General features: G+C 68.5%; 15 protein-coding genes. 7 read left to right on the top strand and 8 right to left on the bottom strand.

Going from position 1 to position 17,428, the window contains the following annotated elements; genetic code table 11:
- Positions 1-7 precede the first annotated feature (7 nt).
- The 3 genes from ACWIFB_RS12640 to ACWIFB_RS12630 are packed head-to-tail and all read left to right on the top strand — an operon-like array spanning position 8 to position 2,190.
- A complete protein-coding gene (locus ACWIFB_RS12640) occupies positions 8-1,267 on the top strand; it encodes a cysteine desulfurase (protein WP_452098885.1) in 1,260 nt (419 codons plus the stop codon).
- Positions 1,264-1,713: a Fe-S cluster assembly sulfur transfer protein SufU gene (gene sufU / locus ACWIFB_RS12635; protein ID WP_230928916.1), complete on the top strand. Its 450-nt coding sequence runs from the start codon at positions 1,264-1,266 to the stop codon at positions 1,711-1,713. Before ACWIFB_RS12640 ends, sufU begins: the two co-directional genes overlap by 4 nt.
- 6 nt (positions 1,714-1,719) lie before the next feature.
- Complete coding sequence (locus tag ACWIFB_RS12630) at positions 1,720-2,190, top strand: metal-sulfur cluster assembly factor (RefSeq protein WP_230928917.1); 471 nt, start codon at positions 1,720-1,722, stop codon at positions 2,188-2,190.
- On the opposite strand, the gene ACWIFB_RS12625 is transcribed toward ACWIFB_RS12630, so the two are convergent.
- Positions 2,187-3,356 (bottom strand): lycopene cyclase family protein, encoded by a 1,170-nt coding sequence (locus ACWIFB_RS12625; protein WP_454058418.1) that lies wholly within the window; start codon positions 3,354-3,356, stop codon positions 2,187-2,189. The two genes, ACWIFB_RS12630 and ACWIFB_RS12625, sit on opposite strands and share 4 nt — an antisense overlap.
- Before the next feature lie 38 nt (positions 3,357-3,394).
- Here ACWIFB_RS12625 and ACWIFB_RS12620 point away from each other — a divergent pair, with 38 nt between their 5' ends.
- From ACWIFB_RS12620 to ACWIFB_RS12610, 3 genes are all read left to right on the top strand, one after another.
- Positions 3,395-4,177 (top strand): thioesterase family protein, encoded by a 783-nt coding sequence (locus tag ACWIFB_RS12620; protein WP_454058417.1) that lies wholly within the window; start codon positions 3,395-3,397, stop codon positions 4,175-4,177.
- 129 nt (positions 4,178-4,306) lie between these two features.
- Entirely contained in the window at positions 4,307-5,938 is a 1,632-nt protein-coding gene (locus ACWIFB_RS12615; RefSeq protein WP_452098882.1) for an ABC-F family ATP-binding cassette domain-containing protein, read from the top strand.
- A gap of 137 nt (positions 5,939-6,075) precedes the next feature.
- Entirely contained in the window at positions 6,076-6,423 is a 348-nt protein-coding gene (locus ACWIFB_RS12610; protein ID WP_452098881.1) for a hypothetical protein, read from the top strand.
- Positions 6,424-6,567: 144 nt separating this feature from the next.
- Here the strand turns inward: ACWIFB_RS12610 and ACWIFB_RS12605 are convergent, their stop codons facing one another.
- Together ACWIFB_RS12605 and ACWIFB_RS12600 are read right to left on the bottom strand one after the other, a co-directional pair.
- Positions 6,568-7,761, bottom strand: a complete 1,194-nt coding sequence (locus ACWIFB_RS12605; protein ID WP_454058416.1) for an alpha/beta fold hydrolase — start codon at positions 7,759-7,761, stop codon at positions 6,568-6,570.
- Between the two features lie 52 nt (positions 7,762-7,813).
- Positions 7,814-9,025 (bottom strand): carbamoyl-phosphate synthase large subunit, encoded by a 1,212-nt coding sequence (locus ACWIFB_RS12600; RefSeq protein WP_454058415.1) that lies wholly within the window; start codon positions 9,023-9,025, stop codon positions 7,814-7,816.
- A 103-nt stretch (positions 9,026-9,128) separates the two neighbouring features.
- Here ACWIFB_RS12600 and ACWIFB_RS12595 point away from each other — a divergent pair, with 103 nt between their 5' ends.
- The gene (locus ACWIFB_RS12595; protein ID WP_454058414.1) at positions 9,129-9,878 is read left to right on the top strand and encodes a GAP family protein; all 750 of its coding nucleotides are present in this window, start codon (positions 9,129-9,131) and stop codon (positions 9,876-9,878) included.
- Positions 9,879-9,920: 42 nt separating this feature from the next.
- On the opposite strand, the gene ACWIFB_RS12590 is transcribed toward ACWIFB_RS12595, so the two are convergent.
- From ACWIFB_RS12590 to ACWIFB_RS12570, 5 genes are all read right to left on the bottom strand, one after another.
- Positions 9,921-11,435 (bottom strand): pyridoxal phosphate-dependent decarboxylase family protein, encoded by a 1,515-nt coding sequence (locus ACWIFB_RS12590; protein ID WP_454058413.1) that lies wholly within the window; start codon positions 11,433-11,435, stop codon positions 9,921-9,923.
- Positions 11,432-12,802: an MFS transporter gene (locus ACWIFB_RS12585; protein ID WP_452098875.1), complete on the bottom strand. Its 1,371-nt coding sequence runs from the start codon at positions 12,800-12,802 to the stop codon at positions 11,432-11,434. Before ACWIFB_RS12585 ends, ACWIFB_RS12590 begins: the two co-directional genes overlap by 4 nt.
- A gap of 60 nt (positions 12,803-12,862) precedes the next feature.
- Complete coding sequence (locus ACWIFB_RS12580; protein WP_454058412.1) at positions 12,863-13,705, bottom strand: aldo/keto reductase; 843 nt, start codon at positions 13,703-13,705, stop codon at positions 12,863-12,865.
- 23 nt (positions 13,706-13,728) lie between these two features.
- On the bottom strand, positions 13,729-14,298 hold the full coding sequence (locus ACWIFB_RS12575) for a TetR/AcrR family transcriptional regulator (protein ID WP_454058411.1): 570 nt from the start codon (positions 14,296-14,298) through the stop codon (positions 13,729-13,731).
- 93 nt (positions 14,299-14,391) lie between these two features.
- Positions 14,392-17,199 (bottom strand): aconitate hydratase, encoded by a 2,808-nt coding sequence (locus ACWIFB_RS12570; protein ID WP_454058410.1) that lies wholly within the window; start codon positions 17,197-17,199, stop codon positions 14,392-14,394.
- Positions 17,200-17,428 lie beyond the last annotated feature (229 nt).

Below are 17,428 nucleotides of genomic sequence, written 5' to 3'. Positions count from 1 at the left end.
GGAGACCATGACCACGACTCTCGATCTCACCGCGGTCCGCGCGGACTTCCCGATCCTGCACCGGACCGTCCGTGACGGAAAGCCCCTGGTGTACCTGGACTCCGGGGCCACCTCGCAGCGCCCCGTCCAGGTGCTCGACGCGGAGCGGGACTTCCTCCTGCACTCCAACGCGGCCGTGCACCGTGGCGCCCACCAGCTGGCTGAGGAGGCGACGGACGCCTATGAGGGCGCCCGCGCCGATATCGGTCGGTTCGTCGGCGCTGACGTCGACGAGTTGGTCTTCACCAAGAACGCCACCGAGGCCCTGAACCTCGTCGCGTTCGCCCTGGGGGACCCCCGCTTCGGCGAGTACACGCTCGGGCCGGGGGACGAGGTGGTGATCTCTGAACTCGAGCACCACGCGAACCTCGTTCCGTGGCAGGAGCTGTGCCGGCGCACCGGCGCCACCCTGCGCTGGTACGGCGTCACCGATGACGGACGCATCGACCTCGACTCGGTCCGGCTGACCGATGCGGTCAAGGTCGTGGCCGTGACCCACCAGTCCAACGTGACCGGTGCGGTCACCGACGTCGCACGCGTCGTCGAGTCGGCACGGGCGGTGGGCGCGCTCGTCGTCCTGGATGCGTGCCAATCGGTGCCGCACATGGCCGTCGACTTCCACGCTCTGGGTGTGGACTTCGCGGCGTTCTCGGGCCACAAGATGCTCGGCCCCACCGGGATCGGCGTCCTTTACGGGCGTCGAGAGCTCCTGCAGGCGATGCCTCCGGTGCTCACCGGGGGATCGATGATCGCCACGGTGACGATGGAGGAGTCCACGTACGCGGATCCCCCGCAGCGCTTCGAGGCCGGCGTGCCGATGGTGTCGCAGGCCGTGGGCCTGGCCGCCGCCGTGCGCTACCTCGAGGGGGTGGGCATGGAGACGATCGCCCGCCACGAAGAGGCGCTGACCGTGGCCGCGCTCGACGCGCTCGCCTCGATCCCGGGTATCCGGATCGTCGGGCCGACTGACATGGTGTCGCGCGGCGGCGCCGTCTCCTTCGTCGTCGACGGGATCCACGCCCACGACGTGAGCCAGGTCCTCGACGACGACGGCGTGGCCGTGCGGGTCGGGCACCACTGCGCGTGGCCGCTCCATCGGCGACTCGGGGTACAGTCCACGGTCCGCGCCTCGTTCGCGCTGTACAACACGCTCGACGAGGTCGAGGTGCTGGCGCGGTCGCTGCGCAGGGCGCAGGAGTTCTTCGGCGTTGGAGGTCAGGGTCTGTGAAGCTCGAGCAGATGTACCAGGAAGTGATCCTCGACCACTACCGCCGCCCGCAACACAGCGGGTTGCGGGAGCCCTTCGGGTGCGAGGTGCATCACGTCAATCCGACCTGTGGTGACGAGTTGACGCTGCGCCTGCAACTCTCGGACGACCAGTCCACGGTCGCCGACGTCTCCTACGACGCCCAGGGCTGTTCGATCAGCCAGGCCTCCACGTCGATGATGGCCGAACTGCTGGTCGGCAGGCCGGTCTCGGAGTCCCTCGAGATCTTCGAGGCGTTCCACGCCATGATCTCGTCCCGCGGCCAGGACGAGGGCGACGAAGAACTTTTGGACGATGCCGTGGCACTGGCCGGAGTGTCCCGCTACCCGGCGCGCGTCAAGTGCGCCCTACTGGGCTGGATGGCGTTCAAGGACGCCCTCGCACAACAGACCGAACACCAGGAGTGATGTGACATGACCGAGCAGATGACACCTGCCAACGACCCGTCCGTCGACGATCCGATGTCGGGGGCGGAGAACGACACGGACCCGGGCACTGCCTACAACGGCGAGTTCCGGCCCGACCCCAACCGGCCGGAGCAGTCCGAGGACGACCTCGCGTTGGTGGCCGATCTCGAGGAGGCCATGCGTGACGTGGTCGACCCCGAACTCGGCATCAACGTCGTCGACCTGGGCCTGGTCTATGACATCTGGGTCCGACCGGGCGAGACCGAGGGGTCGACCATCGCACGCGTGGACATGACACTCACGTCCGCCGCGTGTCCGCTTACCGACGTGATCGAGGACCAGGCGCGCAGCGCCACCGTCGGTTCGGACCTCGTCAACGAGCTCGAGCTCAACTGGGTCTGGATGCCGCCGTGGGGCCCCCAGATGATCACCGACGACGGCCGCGAGCAGCTCCGCGCCATCGGGTTCACCGTCTAGTCAGAACCCGACGAGCCGGCATGGTCGCGCGGATCCTTCTTCAGGACCGCGGCGATCATGCCGGCTTTCTGCTGTACCGGCATGTCGGCCCACATGCCCCACATCGCCGATCCCACCTGATACGACGGGCTGGCCGCGTCGAGGAACCACCGCTGCTTACGGGACTCCAGCCTGCCGAAGGCGGAGAACAGTTCCCGTACCGTTTCGTGATCCGCGCGCAACAGTGCCCGCAGTCCCAGGGAGTGCAGAGCTGTGGTCAGGGGGGAGCGGGGCTCAGGAATCGGCCGGCCGGTACCCAATGCCACGACCGCCCCCGGGACCGCCCCGAGCGCGGCCGCGACCGAGTAGCCGGTCGCAGCGTGACCGTACCCACCGGCGGTGCCGAAGGCCTCAACCCGCGGGTTCGCGGCGTAGCGGGGGCGGGGCGTGAGCGGGATGCGTACACGCTCCACCGCGAGCGGCTCGTCGAGCGCGGCCCGGTCCACGCCCCGACGCCGCAGCCGCGAGCGCAGGCGGGTCTCGAGGACGGCCGGTCTCGGGGCCGGCCACCCGGCGAGGCACGTCTCTTCGAGGAGGACACGGCCCGGGCCCACGGGTATCGCGTACAGGAATCCGGGGCCGGCCTCGTCGTCGTCGTGATCGGAGCGCCAATCCATGAACAGCGCGGACTCACCGCCGAGGGCGGGCGCCGCGGCGTCGGCCTCCACGACGATCCCGTAGGCGGTCTGTAGCGGGCCACGGTTGCGCTGGCCACCGGCGCCGCGACAGTCCACGACACGATGCGCCCGCTCGGTGAGGGCGAGCACCCCGGAGTCGTCAAGGGTGTCACGCTCGACGGTGACCCCGGGGCCGAGCGGCAGGGCGGCGTGCAACTCCTCGGTGTCGAGTACCGCGTACTCCCGCTCGAGGACCGCTCGCTCGGGCGCGTACATCGCGGGGCCGTACACCCGGTTCGCGAGAACGTCGGTGCCACAGGCGTCCGCGCGTAGCCACGGGGGAACCTGATCGGCCCACAGCGACAGGGTCTGACGCCACACCGCATCCGGCGCCGGGTCCACCGCCAATACCGTGAGTCCGGCGCCCGCGCACCGGGAGGCCAGCGCGCGACCGGCCGGACCCAGGCCGACGATCGCGACGTCGAACAGCCCGCTACCCGTAGCATCCATGGGGATCGACCCTACCGCCGTCGCCCGAAGGGAGTCCCATGTCCGGTTCGTTCTACCAGCAGGTTGACCGGGGGCGATTCGAGTCGACGCCGTTGACCGCCGGCCCCTGGTCGGCCGAATCGCAGCACGCGGGACCCCCGAGTGCGCTGCTGGTACGGGCACTGGAGCAGTTCGAGGCCGAGCCCGAGGTGCGGCTGGCGCGGCTGTCGGTCGACGTACTCGGGCCCGTGCCGATCGCACCACTGGACATCGAGGTGCACCGGATCCGGCCCGGGCGCAGCGTGGAGCTGCTCGAGGCCACTGCGTCTGTCAACGGCCGGCCCGCGCTCGTCGCCCGGGGATGGCGGATGCGCCGCACGCCCGCGGATTTTCCGACCGTCGGCACACATGCGGGACCGCCGGCTCCCGATGTCCTGGAGCGTGGGGCGATGATGAGTTACGCCTATCAGGACGGGTATTTGTCGGTGGTGGATTTCGCGTTCATCTCCGGCAGCGGTGACGAGCTCGGCCCCGCCCGGGCCTGGGGCCGCTCCCGCGCGGACCTGATCGAGGGGGAGGCCATGACCGGCTGGCAGCACACCGTCGTGGTGGCGGACTCCTCGAGCGGCGTGTCGATGGGCAGTAATCCGCTGACCCACCCGGCGATCAACTGCGACCTGGTCGTGTCGCTGCACCGCGATCCCCGCCCCGGGTGGGTCCACCTCGACACCGAGACGATCGGCTCACCGGAGCAGGGCGTCCTCACCGACACCAGGATCTCCGACGACCACGGCAGCCTCGGGCGGTGCGTGCAGAACCTGTACGGGCGACGCTCGGGGTGACCCTCTGCCGACGGCCCGTGACGTCGGCGCGGAGACCCAGGTCACCGGACTCGTCGCCGCGCTCGGAGCGCCGGTAGAGTTGCGAGTCGGCCCGAAAACCCCCCGAGAACAAATGAGGTACCCGCGCACGTGATCACCATCGACGACCTGGAGGTGCGCGCCGGCGTACGCACCCTGCTCCACATGGACGGGTCCTCGTTGCGGGTCCAGCCCGGCGACCGGATCGGCCTGGTGGGACGTAACGGCGCGGGGAAGACGACGACGATGAGGATCCTCGCCGGCGAGGGTGAACCCTACGCGGGGTCCGTCACGAGCTCCGGCGAGGTGGGTTACCTCCCGCAGGATCCCCGCGAGGGCAACATGGACCAGCTGGCCCGGTCCCGCGTGCTCTCCGCCCGCGGACTCGATGTGCTCATGGCGGATATGGCCACGGCGCAGGCGCAGATGGTCGACGCCCCGGACGATGCGGCGATGGACAAGGCCGTCCGTCGATACGGTCGGCTAGAGGACGAGTTCTCCGCGCGCGGCGGATACGAGGCCGAGAGCGAGGCCGCCCGCATCTGCAGCAGCCTGGGGCTCGAGGACCGCATCCTCACCCAGAACCTGGGAACGCTGTCCGGCGGACAGCGTCGACGCGTGGAGTTGGCACGGATCCTGTTCGCCGCGTCCGACGGCGCCGGCAAGTCGCGGACGATGCTGCTCCTCGACGAGCCGACCAACCACCTCGACGCCGACTCCATCACCTGGCTGCGCCAGTTCCTGGAGAAGCACGAGGGCGGATTGATCATCATCTCCCACGACGTCGAACTCCTCGAGGCCGTCGTGAACAAGGTGTGGTTCCTCGACGCCGTCCGCGGCGAGATCGACGCCTACAACATGGGGTGGAAGAAGTACCTCGACGCCCGTGCCACCGATGAGGCTCGGCGCAGGCGCGAGAAGGCGAATGCGGAGAAGAAGGCGTCGCAGCTCAAGATGCAGGCCGCCAAGCTCGGGGCGAAGGCCACCAAGGCCGCGGCCGCCAAGCAGATGATCCGTCGCGCCGACGCGATGATCGACGATCTCGACGAGGTCCGGGTGGCCGACAAGGCCGCTCGGATCAAGTTCCCCACGCCCGCCGCGTGTGGCAAGACGCCGATGTTCGCCAAGGGCCTGACCAAGATGTACGGCTCGCTCGAGGTGTTCGCCGGCGTGGACCTGGCCATCGACCGCGGTAGCCGCGTTGTGGTGCTGGGATACAACGGCGCCGGCAAGACGACCCTTCTCAAGCTGCTTGCCGGGGTGGAGCGCACGGACGGCGAGGGCGGCGTGGTGTCCGGCCATGGTCTGAAGGTCGGCTACTTCGCGCAGGAGCACGACACCCTCGACATGTCCACGAGCGTGTGGGAGAACATCCGTCACGCCGCCCCGGACGCGGGGGAGCAGGACCTGCGGGGGCTGCTCGGCGCGTTCATGTTCTCCGGTCCGCAGCTCGATCAGCCGGCCGGAACGCTGTCGGGCGGTGAGCGGACCCGCCTCGCGCTCGCCGGCCTCGTCTCGTCCGCCGCGAATGTGTTACTGCTCGATGAGCCGACGAACAACCTCGACCCGATCTCGCGTGAGCAGGTCCTCGATGCGCTGCGGACCTACGAGGGCGCCGTGGTTCTGGTGACGCACGACCCCGGCGCCGTGGAGGCCCTGGAGCCAGAGCGGGTCATCATCCTGCCGGACGGCACCGAGGATTTGTGGAACCAGGAATATATGGAGATCGTCGAACTGGCGTGAGCGTGCGAACGCCACGTTCGCGTATGTGACCGTCGAACTGGCGTGAGCATGCGACTCTGGCCACGCGATGTGTAGCCCCCGACACTTAGCAGACCCTTACCTCCTGCGCAGTGTGGTTGCCCTGAGACTATGAGGGCATGGACATCGCCATCAAGATAGTTCTCATCCTGCACTTCGTCGGTCTCGCCGGCATCATCGGTGGCTGGATGGCCACGATGAAGGCGCCCGCGGTCAACAAGGCAATTCTCCACGGCTCCATCCTTCAGGTCGTCACCGGCCTCATCCTCGTGGGCCTGAACGAGATGAACGATGCCGACATGAATCACATGAAGATCGGCATCAAGCTGGTCATCGCGATCGTCATCTTGGTGCTCGCCATCGTCGGCACCAAGAAGGAGGCCAAGGCTCCCGGCAGCACCGGCACTCTGGCGATGTCTGCGGGCCTTCTCGCCATCCTCAACGTGATCATCGCGGTGTTCGTCTGACACCTCGAACGTCTCAGCGTCGCGCGCCCCCGGACATCACGTCCGGGGGCGTTGCTTCATGTGGCTCGGTCGCCCAGATCCGACCGGCGGATATGCGTCGGCCGGCTCGGCGCTGGCCGCCGGCGATGTGATCGAGCCACCGTCTCAGAGCCCTGCCCGGACCATTGCCGCGAGAAGCGCCGGAGATCGTGCGGCGAACCCCCGGCGAGGGAGCCGGTTCAGTTCCGCCGCCTGCTGCTCGAGCTGCGCGTGTGTCCCTGCGGCCAGCGACCCGGCCACCGCGAGCAGCGCCTCGGGGTGGGTCTCCAGCGCGCTGTGGCCGTTCTCGATGCGAACCAGCGTCGTGCCCGGCGCCGCCGACGCCACCCGCTCGGCGATCGCGGGAGGGGTGCGCAGATCCCGATCACCGGTGAGAAGCACTATCGGCCAGGTGAATCCGGTGGCTGCGGACTTTAGGTTCATCAGCTCCGCCTCGAAGGTCGGGAACCTGGGTGCGAGCGGTGCGTAGGTGAGCGCCGGATCCAGCGGCAGTCCGTCCGCCTCGGCCCCGTACCCCAGTTCGCGGAACCCGATCGCCCCGACGAGGTCGAACTCGTAGACACCGGGGACGTGGACGATCGACTCTCCCCGGGAGGCGTAGGCCTCCACAGTCCGCCACGCCACACCGCCGCGCCGACGAACCTGCGAACGGAGCAGCGGGCCCAATAGGTCCGGCCCGCCGAGTTCGTACGCAGCGCGGGAGACGTCGAGGAGCTCGCGCCCGCCCACCCCGTCGGCGTGCAGCCGCCGGATGTCCGCGGCGATGTCGGTGTCGGCGTCCCAGAACAGCGATCTGACCGCTCTCCGCTCGACGTCGATGTCCGCCGCTGACTGCAATGCCGAATCCAACACCATGCCGGCAACACGATCGGGGTGCAGCGCACCGAAGCTCGACGCGAGGTAGCTGCCGTAGGACGACCCGACCAGCAGCGCCGACTCAACCGACTCGCGATCCAGGACGGCGGCGATGTCGTCGACGACCGCCCGGATCCACATCGCCGACATCGGCAGGTCCCGGCCGGTGAGGTCGACCCGGGACAGTCCGACACCGCGGTGCTCGATCATGATCACGTCATGTCCGAGGCTCGCGGCCCGCCGTCGGAACGACCGGTAGGGCACCACCGATCCGAGCCCGGGCCCTCCGGGCACCACGACCAGCGGGGGCGCTCCGTTCCGCGGACCGACTCGGACATAGGCCAGATCGAAGGCGGGGCCGTTCTCGTCCGCCGGGCGTCTGACCCGGTCGAGGCCCGTAGTTCGCGCTGTCAACGCGCGCAGAAAGCCGCTCCGCACGGTCATCCCCGCACCGATCCTCGGTGGGGGATGACCGTGGCAGGAATCGAGGAGATCGTCAGACCCTCTGTTCGTGAACGTCCTCGAGCAGGGCCGCGTCCTCGTCGGTCATCCCGCTGATCGGCTCACCGTTCCACACGATGTCGTCGCCCAACGCCTCGAGCACGGCCTCGTGCTGGCCGCGACTGAGCTTGGCGCCGTGGACGAGGGTGGCGGGGCTCCACATCATCGCGATGGAGTCGTGCCACCCGGCGCCCACGTTCTTCACGTGGGTCAGGTCGTGTAGCGAGATCGGCAGGTGCTTGAGCGGCTCGGCGAACGCATCGGCGAGCACTGCCAGGCTGATCTGGCGCTCCACGCCGGGCTCGACGACGAACGTCTCCGCATTCTCTCCGGTGAGTGCCTGCTCCAACTGGTCCGCTTCCAGGAGGATCACGCCGTTGGTCGGACGGGGGTTGCATTCGATCGCGTAGAGCTGACCGTCGTTGTCCACGAAGTCGAACGAGAGCTGACCCGTGAAAGTCGGATCGAGCGCGTCGATGATGCGCTGCGTGTAATCGAGGGTGTCGGTGCTGTCCACGGCCAGGAACGCGATCCCGGTACTGTGCGCCCACTGTTCCGGCGCCCGATAGGTGCACTGCGAGGTCACCCGGCCGTTGACGACGGTGCTGTAGGTGCAGACCATCGGGCCGTCCACGAACGGCTGGACCAGCCAGGGCTGATCCTCGGTCGGGTGGCACTCCTCCACGGTCATCTTCCCGGCCAGCGGCCCGGTGTTCGTCAGGAGGGCGACACCGCCACGTGAGAACGCCGCCCGGGCGAAGTAGCGGGGATATTTGGCGATGGCGGCCGTCAGCGAGTCGTGATCCGTCGCTACGATCGTCTCGGGGATCGGCACACCCGCTTCCTCCACCAGTCGCTGGAAACTGGCCTTGTCGTGCAGTCGTGCGAGCTTCGCGAACTTCCCGGCGAACAGTGTCACGCTCTCGGGCAGGTCCGCCGCCCGGGCGGCGAGGTAGAACGCCTCTTCGAACGTCGGGATGATCAGATCGATGTCGTACTGCGCGACGATCTTGTTCACATCCGCGATGAACTGATCGGTGTCGTATCGGGGAGAGGCCGTCACCGCATGACCCGCGAGGTACTTCGAGTGGCTGCCCGACGCACCGCCGTAGGTGTCCGCGGCCACGACCGTGTGGCCACGACTTCCGAGCTTGCGGATGATGTCCAGGGCGAAGGTGTTCCTGGAGCTGGTGACGAGTACGCGCATTGCCGACCTCTCGACGTGGGGTTTGATGCGCTTAGGTTAACTGTGAACCGGCGGGTCCACTTCCGCCTTGAGTGTTAACCGCCCCTGAAGGGAGCGAGCGCAGATGACGCACGTGACGACCTGGTTCGCCGCTGTACCGACGCTCGTCGGTCTGGGACTCGCCCTGGGTATGAATCCGGTGCTCTACGGGGCCACCGCCGACACGCTGGCGCGTGGCCGGGGTGTCCGGTCCGGACTCGCCGCGCTGCTTGCCGGGGTGATGACCGGGGCGACGGTTCTGGTGTTGGTCGTCCACGGTCTCAATCCCGCGAACCTGGTCTCGCGGGTCCAGCATCGTGCGGACGACGTGGTGGAGGATCGGGCGGTTGACCTGGTCGTCGGCGTGATCGTTCTGGTTGCCGCGGGTGCGATCGCCGTATGGGCTCGTCTGGCGCCCGCCCCTGCCTCTGCCCCGACAGCTCGCGACGGCGCCGCGGGAGCGTCCGGTCCGGCGCCCCACCCGGCTCCCGATTCTCATAAGAACTCCAAGGCCACCAGCTTGTTCGTTCTCGGAGCCACCTCGTCTGTGGTGGGGTTCACCACCCTGCCGATCGCCTATCTGGTCGGGCGGGCAGTCGAGAGCGTCAGCTCCGATCCCGTGCTCAGACTCCTTGTCTACGCCGTCTTCCTCATGTCGCTGATCGCACCTTTCGTCCTCTTGGCCTGGGTGTGGTCGCGTTTCCCCGCCGCCACGCGGAAGGTCACGGCGACGTACGACCGGATGCTGGCGTGGGATTCGCGGCTCGTCGCGGTGGTGATCATGGTGATCGTCGGTCTGATCCTGCTCGCCCTCGCCTTGTTCGGCCATCACTGAACCGGCCGTCGAGCCCTCCTCCGCGATGCGCGGGTCGCATTGTCACGTCTCCGTGACAGCCGCGAGATAGGCGCGGACGAGCCGCGACCCGACCTCGTCAGGGAGGCGCTCGATCGCGGCGATCAGTGTCGCCATCCCGGCCTCGTCATCGTCGTCACCGGTCAGAACATCGACGATCATCGCGTGGACGTCGTCCTCGGGCAGTGCGAGCACGTCCGCCGAGGAGAGGTCCCCGGATTCGAGGGCGTCCAGGACGCCGGCCAACCCCGGCGGTGGGGTGGGGGCCGCCAGGCCGCGGACGTCGTCCGCCGCCGCGACCGCGACCCGGAGGATCTCCTCGACCATCCGGTGGGTCACGGGGGTGATGGTCAGGTGCGACGACGACGGCAACGTGCCCCGCTCCTGACGGAACGCCGGTTGCGCCTGCACGGCTATGCCGAGACGCCCGCACGCGTCCGCCCACAGGTGAGGATGAACGCGTCGATCGTCGGGAACCGATTCGTCGATCGCGACCGCGATGATCGGACCGGGGTCGCGATCCAGGATGGCCAGCCCCTCGATGGCGCCCAGCCCTTCCAGGAGTTCATCGGTGGCCCGGGCCGTGCGCGCCACCAGTTCGCATTGCCCCTCCTCGCCGAGTGCCTCCATCACGACCCACGCCGCCGCCGCGGGTTCGAGAGGCTTGGACCCGGCCAGGGTGGGGTTGACGACCGGGTACCCCGGCCAGTCGACGGTGGCGAACCACGAGGCACGGTGCCGTGCCCTTCCCCGGGACAACAGCACCGAGCTTCCCTTGGGTGCGAACCCGTACTTGTGCAGGTCCGCAGAGATGCTGGTGACCCTCTTCAGACGTAGATCCCACGCCGGCGCCGTCCGTCCAGGCGGGGCCGGCCAGTGGGGGAGCACCAGGCCGCCGAGGCACGCGTCCACGTGCAGACCGATCCGGGCGTCATGGGCTGCCTCGAGTCCGGTCGCCACCTCCGCGACGGGATCGATCACGCCGCTGGGATAGGCGGGAGCCGAGCACACGACGAGCACCGTGTCCTCGTCGACGGCCGCGAGGAGGTTCGCTGCCGCGGCTCGGCCACTGCGCGGGTCCACCTCGACGCCTTTGAATCGCAGGCCCAGCAGGTGCGCGGCCTTCCTGAATGCGGCATGCACGCTCACCGGCGCGACGATCGTCCCACCGTCCCCGGGGGCACGGCCCATGACCTCGCGGGCAGCGAGGCACGCCAGGAGGCAACTCTCGGTCCCTCCCGAGGTCACTGTGCCGAAGACTCCGTCATCGCCGTTGAGAAGCTCTCGGATTCGCGCGACGATCCCTTTGTGGATGTGCGCGACCGATGCGAAGACAGTGGGGTCCAGCCCGTTCACGCCGTGAGCCAGGCGCGCGGCCCGGATCGCGAGGTCGTCCAACTCCGGCAGACCCGAGTCGTATACGTAGGAGAGAACCCGCCCGCCGGTGGTCGGTGGATCCTGCTCCCGAAAGGCCGCCAGTCGCGCCAGCGCGTGTTCGCCGCGGTCGATGACCCGGGTGGTCAGGGAATCTGAACTCATGCTCTCTCCGTCCATCGGGGGTAGGAGTTACCCAGCGCACGGATCATCAGCAGGCTCGCACCCGCCAGCAACGCGGGAACCAGCGAGAAGGCGAGCACTATCGCCCAGACCGCCGACCCCGGCTGTTCGTCCACCCCGCCGGAACGGAAGCCACCGACTGCCAGCAATGCGAGTACGAGAACCGGGCCCAGTGCCATCGATCCGGTCTCGGATGCGGTCCACAGTCCGCTCATGGCGCCACTTCGTCGCCGACCACCCAACGCACGGTCGAGGTCGGTCGCGTCGGGCAGCATCGACATCGGTAGGGCCTGCATCCCCGCGTAGGCGACTCCCGCCAGCGCCACCGGAACGTGCACCCACGCCCCGGGCGCGATCCCGGCGGGGATCAACAACAGCGCGGCCACGGTGAACAGTCCGGTCGACGCTGCGAGCGCCCGCACCTTCCCCCGCGCGTGTGCCAGACGGGTCCACAAGGGCATCACCACCAGCGCGGGACCGACCAGCGCCAGGAACAGACCCGTCAGCGCGGACTCGTCTCCGAGTACATACGTGGCCACGTACTGCCCACCTGCGAGCATCACCGCCGTGGCCACCGCCTGCAGGCAGAACACCGCGACCAGCAGTCGGAACGGCCGGGTCACCCGCAGCGCGTCGATCCCGTCACGATAGGCGAAGGCGAGATTCCGGGCGGGGGCGTCGGCACGCATGATCGTGCGGCGACCTGCGACGAACGTGGACCACAGCATCCCGAGCAACATCAGGGCGGCGACACCGATCGCCATCACCACATATCCGCGCGCGCCACCACCCGCGGCGTCCCTCAGTGCCGGGCCGCCTCCGCCGGAGACGAGGATCGCCGCCGCCAGCACGGCCACACGCCAGGCCAGCAGCGTCACGCGACGGGCGGAGTCGTCGGTCAGTTCGGCCGGCAGCGCCAGATACGGCACCTGGAAGCACGAGTACGCCAGCGATGCCGCGAGAAAGAAACCCATCACCCACAGGCCGGCGGCACCCGTGCTCCAGTCCGCCGGCGCCGAGAACGTGGCGATGAACAGCAGCGGTAGCGCCAGTGCCCCGAACAGCATCAGCCCCGTGCGGAAACCGGTGCGGTGCGAGGCCCGATCGGAGAGCGCGCCGATGAGCGGGTACGCCAGAACGTCGATCAGCTTGGGAACCAGCACCAGAACCGAGGCCAGCGCCGCGGCGACCCCGATCGAATCGGTGAGGTAGTACGCCAACACCAGCCCGGGCAGCGTGCCGAACGCCCCGGTGCCCAGGCTGCCCGCCGCGTAGGCGGCCAGCACGGGCGCGGTCGTGGAGCGGTCCGGCGGCGCGTGGCCGGGCGCGCCCGCATCGGAGGTGGGCATGGCATGACTCTAGGCCGCTCCGCGGCCCCGGCGAGCGCGATTCGTCACCCCTCGCCGGGCTCAGCCGCGCCAGTCGAAGGAGTCCGGGTCCGGGCCCGATCGGGACCCGTTGTGCAACGACGAGATCGAGGCCATCTGTTCCTCGGTCAGCTCGAAATCGAACACCTCGAGGTTCTCGCGCATCCGTGCCGGATCAGAGGACTTGGGAAAGACGATGTCACCGCGCTGCACGGTCCAGCGCAGGACCACCTGTGAGACGCTGCGACCGACTTGTCGTGCCAGCGCCTCGAGCTGGGGATCACCGAACACCGTGCCCTGGGCCAGCGGGCTCCAGGCCTCCACCGCGATCCCGCGGGCGGCGCAGGATTCCCGCAGCTCGTCGTTGACGAAGTAGGGGTTGGACTCGATCTGGTCGACGACCGGCGTACTCAGGCCGGCCTCCGCCAGCCTTGCGAGGTTCGCGTCCGTGAAGTTGGAGACACCGACCGAGTCGACGGGAAGGTCGGCCCTGATCTCCTCCATGACCTCCCAGACCCGGGCGACATCCCCGTGCATGGCCAGCGGCCAGTGCACCAGGTACAGGTCGATGCGACCGCCGAGGGCCTCCAGAGAACGTTCGGTGGCCCCGCGCGCGGCATTTCTCTCGTGGAACGGGTTGTTGAGCTTGGTCGTGACCCACAGATCCCCGCGCTCCAGCCCCGAGGCCGCGATAGCGCGCCCCACTCCCTCCTCGTTGCCGTACATCTGCGCGGTGTCGAGGTGCCGGTACCCGGCCTCGAGCGCGTGGGACACCACCCTCTCCGTGTCCTCGGGCGGGACCTGGAACGTGCCGAACCCCAACTGCGGGATCGCGCGCCCGTCGTCGAGGAGGATGGTGGGGATCTGCGACTCCGTGGTGCTCATGCACCCCAACCTACGCCGACCGCTCAGTCGCGGTTGACACGGAGCGACGCCTCCACCAGATCCAGCATCTCGGCCACATGGTCGGTGCCGCGCCCGGTGGCCAGGTGGGTGATGAGGCCGTCCAACACGATGTCGAGATAGACCCGCAGCACGTCGGCGGGGATATCGGTGCGCATACGGCCCGAGGCCTTCTGCTCTCGGAGCCGGGCGACGATCGCGGCATCGACCTCCGCCTGACGGTCCGTCCAGCGCTCGCGGAACTCGGGGTCGGTGCGGATCCGCCGGGCGATCTCCAGCCGGGTGCCCAGCCAGGAGAACTCCAGCGGGTCGGTGAGGATCTCCCGCATCACCTGGACCAGCCCCTGCTCGGCGACGGTGGCGGCCATCGCCGCGGCGTCGTCGTCCGCCAGCGCGAGGAAGAGCGCGTCCTTGTCGTCGAAGTGGTGGAAGATCGCGCCCCGGCTCATCCCGGTGGCCTCCTCCAGCCGGCGCACGGTGGCACCCTCGAACCCGTACTCCGCAAAGCACCCGCGCGCCCCGGACAGGATCTGGCGACGTCGTGCGTCGATGTGGTCCTGGCTGACCCTGGGCAATGTCAGTCACCTTCCTTCAGATACACCGCGGCGGTGCGCAGTCGCCCCGCATCGAGCAGGTCGACCACACACCGCCGTCGATGTGAGAGGGGATCAGCCCTTGATCATGTTGCGCAGCACGTACTGCAGGATGCCGCCGTTGCGGTAGTAGTCCGCCTCGCCCGGGGTGTCGATGCGCACCTTGGCGTCGAACTCGACGGTTCCGCCGTCCTGCTTGGTGGCGACGACCTTGACCGTCTCGGGCGTGGTGCCGTTGTTCAGCTCCTCGATGCCCGAGATGTCGAACGACTCGGTGCCGTCGAGGCCGAGGGTCTCGTGCGACTCGCCCTCGGGGAACTGCAGCGGGATGACGCCCATGCCGATGAGGTTGGAGCGGTGGATACGCTCGAACGACTCGGTGATCACGGCACGCACGCCGAGCAGACGGGTGCCCTTGGCGGCCCAGTCACGGGACGAACCGGTGCCGTACTCCTTGCCGCCGAGCACGACGAGCGGGATGTCCTGCGCCGCGTAGTTCTGGGCGGCATCGTAGATGAACGCCTGCGGCGAGCCCTCCTGGGTGAAGTCCCGGGTGTAGCCGCCCGACACACCGTCCAGCAGCTGGTTCTGCAGACGGATGTTGGCGAAGGTACCGCGGATCATGACCTCGTGGTTGCCACGACGCGAACCGAAGGAGTTGTAGTCCTTCCGCTCCACGCCGTTCGCGTCGAGGTACTGCGCAGCCGGGGTACCCGGCTTGATGGTCGAGGCCGGCGAGATGTGGTCGGTGGTGACCGAGTCGCCGAGCTTGGCCAGGACGCGTGCGCCCTTGATGTCCGAGACCGGGTCCGGCTCCATCTCCATGCCGTCGAAGAACGGGGCCTTGCGCACGTAGGTCGACTTGTCGTCCCACTCGAAGGTCTTGCCGTCCGGAGTGCTCAGGCCACGCCAGCGCTCGTCACCGGCGAACACGTCGGCGTACTTCTCCGTGTACTCCTTGGAGGAGATGGAGGCCTTGATGGTCGACTCGATCTCCTCGGAGGAGGGCCAGATGTCCTTGAGGTAGACGGGGTTGCCGTCCTTGTCGTTGCCCAGGGCGTCGGCCTCGAAGTCGAAGTCCATCGTGCCGGCGATCGCGTACGCGATGACCAGGGGCGGGGACGCCAGGTAGTTCATCTTGACGTCCTGGTTGATCCGGCCCTCGAAGTTGCGGTTACCGGACAGCACCGCGGTGGCGGTGAGGTCGTATTCCTGAATCGCCGACGAGATCTCCTCCGGCAGCGGGCCCGAGTTGCCGATGCAGGTGGTGCAGCCGTAGCCGACCAGGTAGAAGCCGAGCGCCTCGAGGTCGGGCCACAGGCCGGCGCGCTCGTAGTACTCGGTGACGACCTGCGAGCCCGGGGCCATGGACGTCTTGACCCACGGCTTGGCGGTGAGGCCCTTCTCGTGGGCCTTGCGCGCGAGGAGACCGGCGCCGATCATGACCGACGGGTTGGAGGTGTTGGTGCACGAGGTGATCGAGGCGATCGTGACGATGCCGTGGTCCAGGATCATCTCATTGCCGCCGTCGACCGTGACCGGCACGGGCAGCGAGGGGCGGCCGTCGGACCCGACGGAGGCGTCGGCTCGCACGGAACCGTCGTCCGCGAAGGACAGCTTGGCGCCGTGGGGGACGGGCGGGGTGGCCCCGCCCTCGGCGACCATGTCGCGGACGTCGTCGTTCCCGCTGCCGCTGTGGACGTAGTTGTGGATGTCCTTGCGGAACGCGCTCTTGGAGTCGGACAGCTCGATGCGGTCCTGCGGGCGCTTGGGGCCGGCGATGGACGGCACGACCTCGCCCAGGTCCAGCTCGAGGTACTCGGAGAACACCGGCTCGGTGCCCTCGGGGTCGAGCCACATGCCCTGCTCCTTGGCATAGGCCTCCACGAGGGCGAGCTGCTCCTCGTCGCGACCGGTCAGGCGCAGGTAGTCGATGGTCTCGCCGTCGATCGGGAACATGGCACAGGTCGAACCGAACTCCGGGCTCATGTTGCCGATGGTGGCGCGGTTGGCGAGCGGCACGGCCGCGACACCCGCACCGTAGAACTCCACGAACTTGCCCACCACACCGTGCTTGCGCAGCATCTCGGTGATGGTGAGTACCACGTCGGTCGCGGTGACGCCCGGCTTGATCGAGCCGGTGAGCTTGAAGCCCACGACGCGCGGGATGAGCATCGAGATGGGCTGGCCCAGCATGGCGGCCTCGGCCTCGATGCCGCCGACGCCCCAGCCGAGCACGCCGAGCCCGTTCTCCATGGTCGTGTGCGAGTCGGTGCCGACACAGGTGTCCGGGTACGCCTGGCCGCCCCGCACCATAACCGAGCGGGCGAGGTACTCGATGTTGACCTGGTGGACGATGCCGGTCCCCGGGGGGACGACCTTGAAGTCGTCGAAGGCGCCCTGGCCCCAGCGCAGGAACTGGTACCGCTCCTCGTTGCGCTGGTACTCGATCTCGACGTTCTTCTCGAAGGAGTTCGGTCCGCCGAACGACTCGATGATCACCGAATGGTCGATGACCATCTCGGCGGGCGCCAGCGGGTTGACCTTGTTCGGGTCGCCACCGAGGGTCTCGACGGCCTCACGCATGGTGGCCAGGTCGACGATGCACGGCACGCCGGTGAAGTCCTGCATGATCACGCGCGCCGGCGTGAACTGGATCTCCGTGTCGGGTTCGGCGCTCGGATCCCAGCCGGCGAGCGCCTCGATGTGCGCCTTGGTGACGTTGGCGCCGTCCTCGGTACGAAGGAGGTTCTCCGTCAGTACCTTGAGGGAATAGGGGAGCTTCTCGGCTCCCTCGACCGCCGAGAGGCGGTAGATCTCGTAGGCCTCGCCGCCGACCTCAAGGGTCCCCTTGGCGCCAAAGCTGTCAATGCTTGCTGTCACGTCAGCTCCACTCGTGGTGTGAATGTCGGTTAGTCATCCCTCCCGGTGTCGCCTGTGTCGTACTTCGGGCGACGCCGGGTCGGACACAGGATCCATTGTGAACCCTCTGCCCGGTCTGCGACCACCAATTTAGCAGTACGCCCGTCCTGTTTAGCGCCCGGCACGCCCGAACGTGGGGAGCGGTACCGGATCTGACGCCGTTCGGCGCGTGCGCTCCCGGACGACGACG

Source organism: Dietzia sp. NPDC055340, from assembly GCF_053645335.1.
Note: the sequence above shows the minus strand (reverse complement) of the source record. Positions and strands in the feature narration are given on the sequence as shown.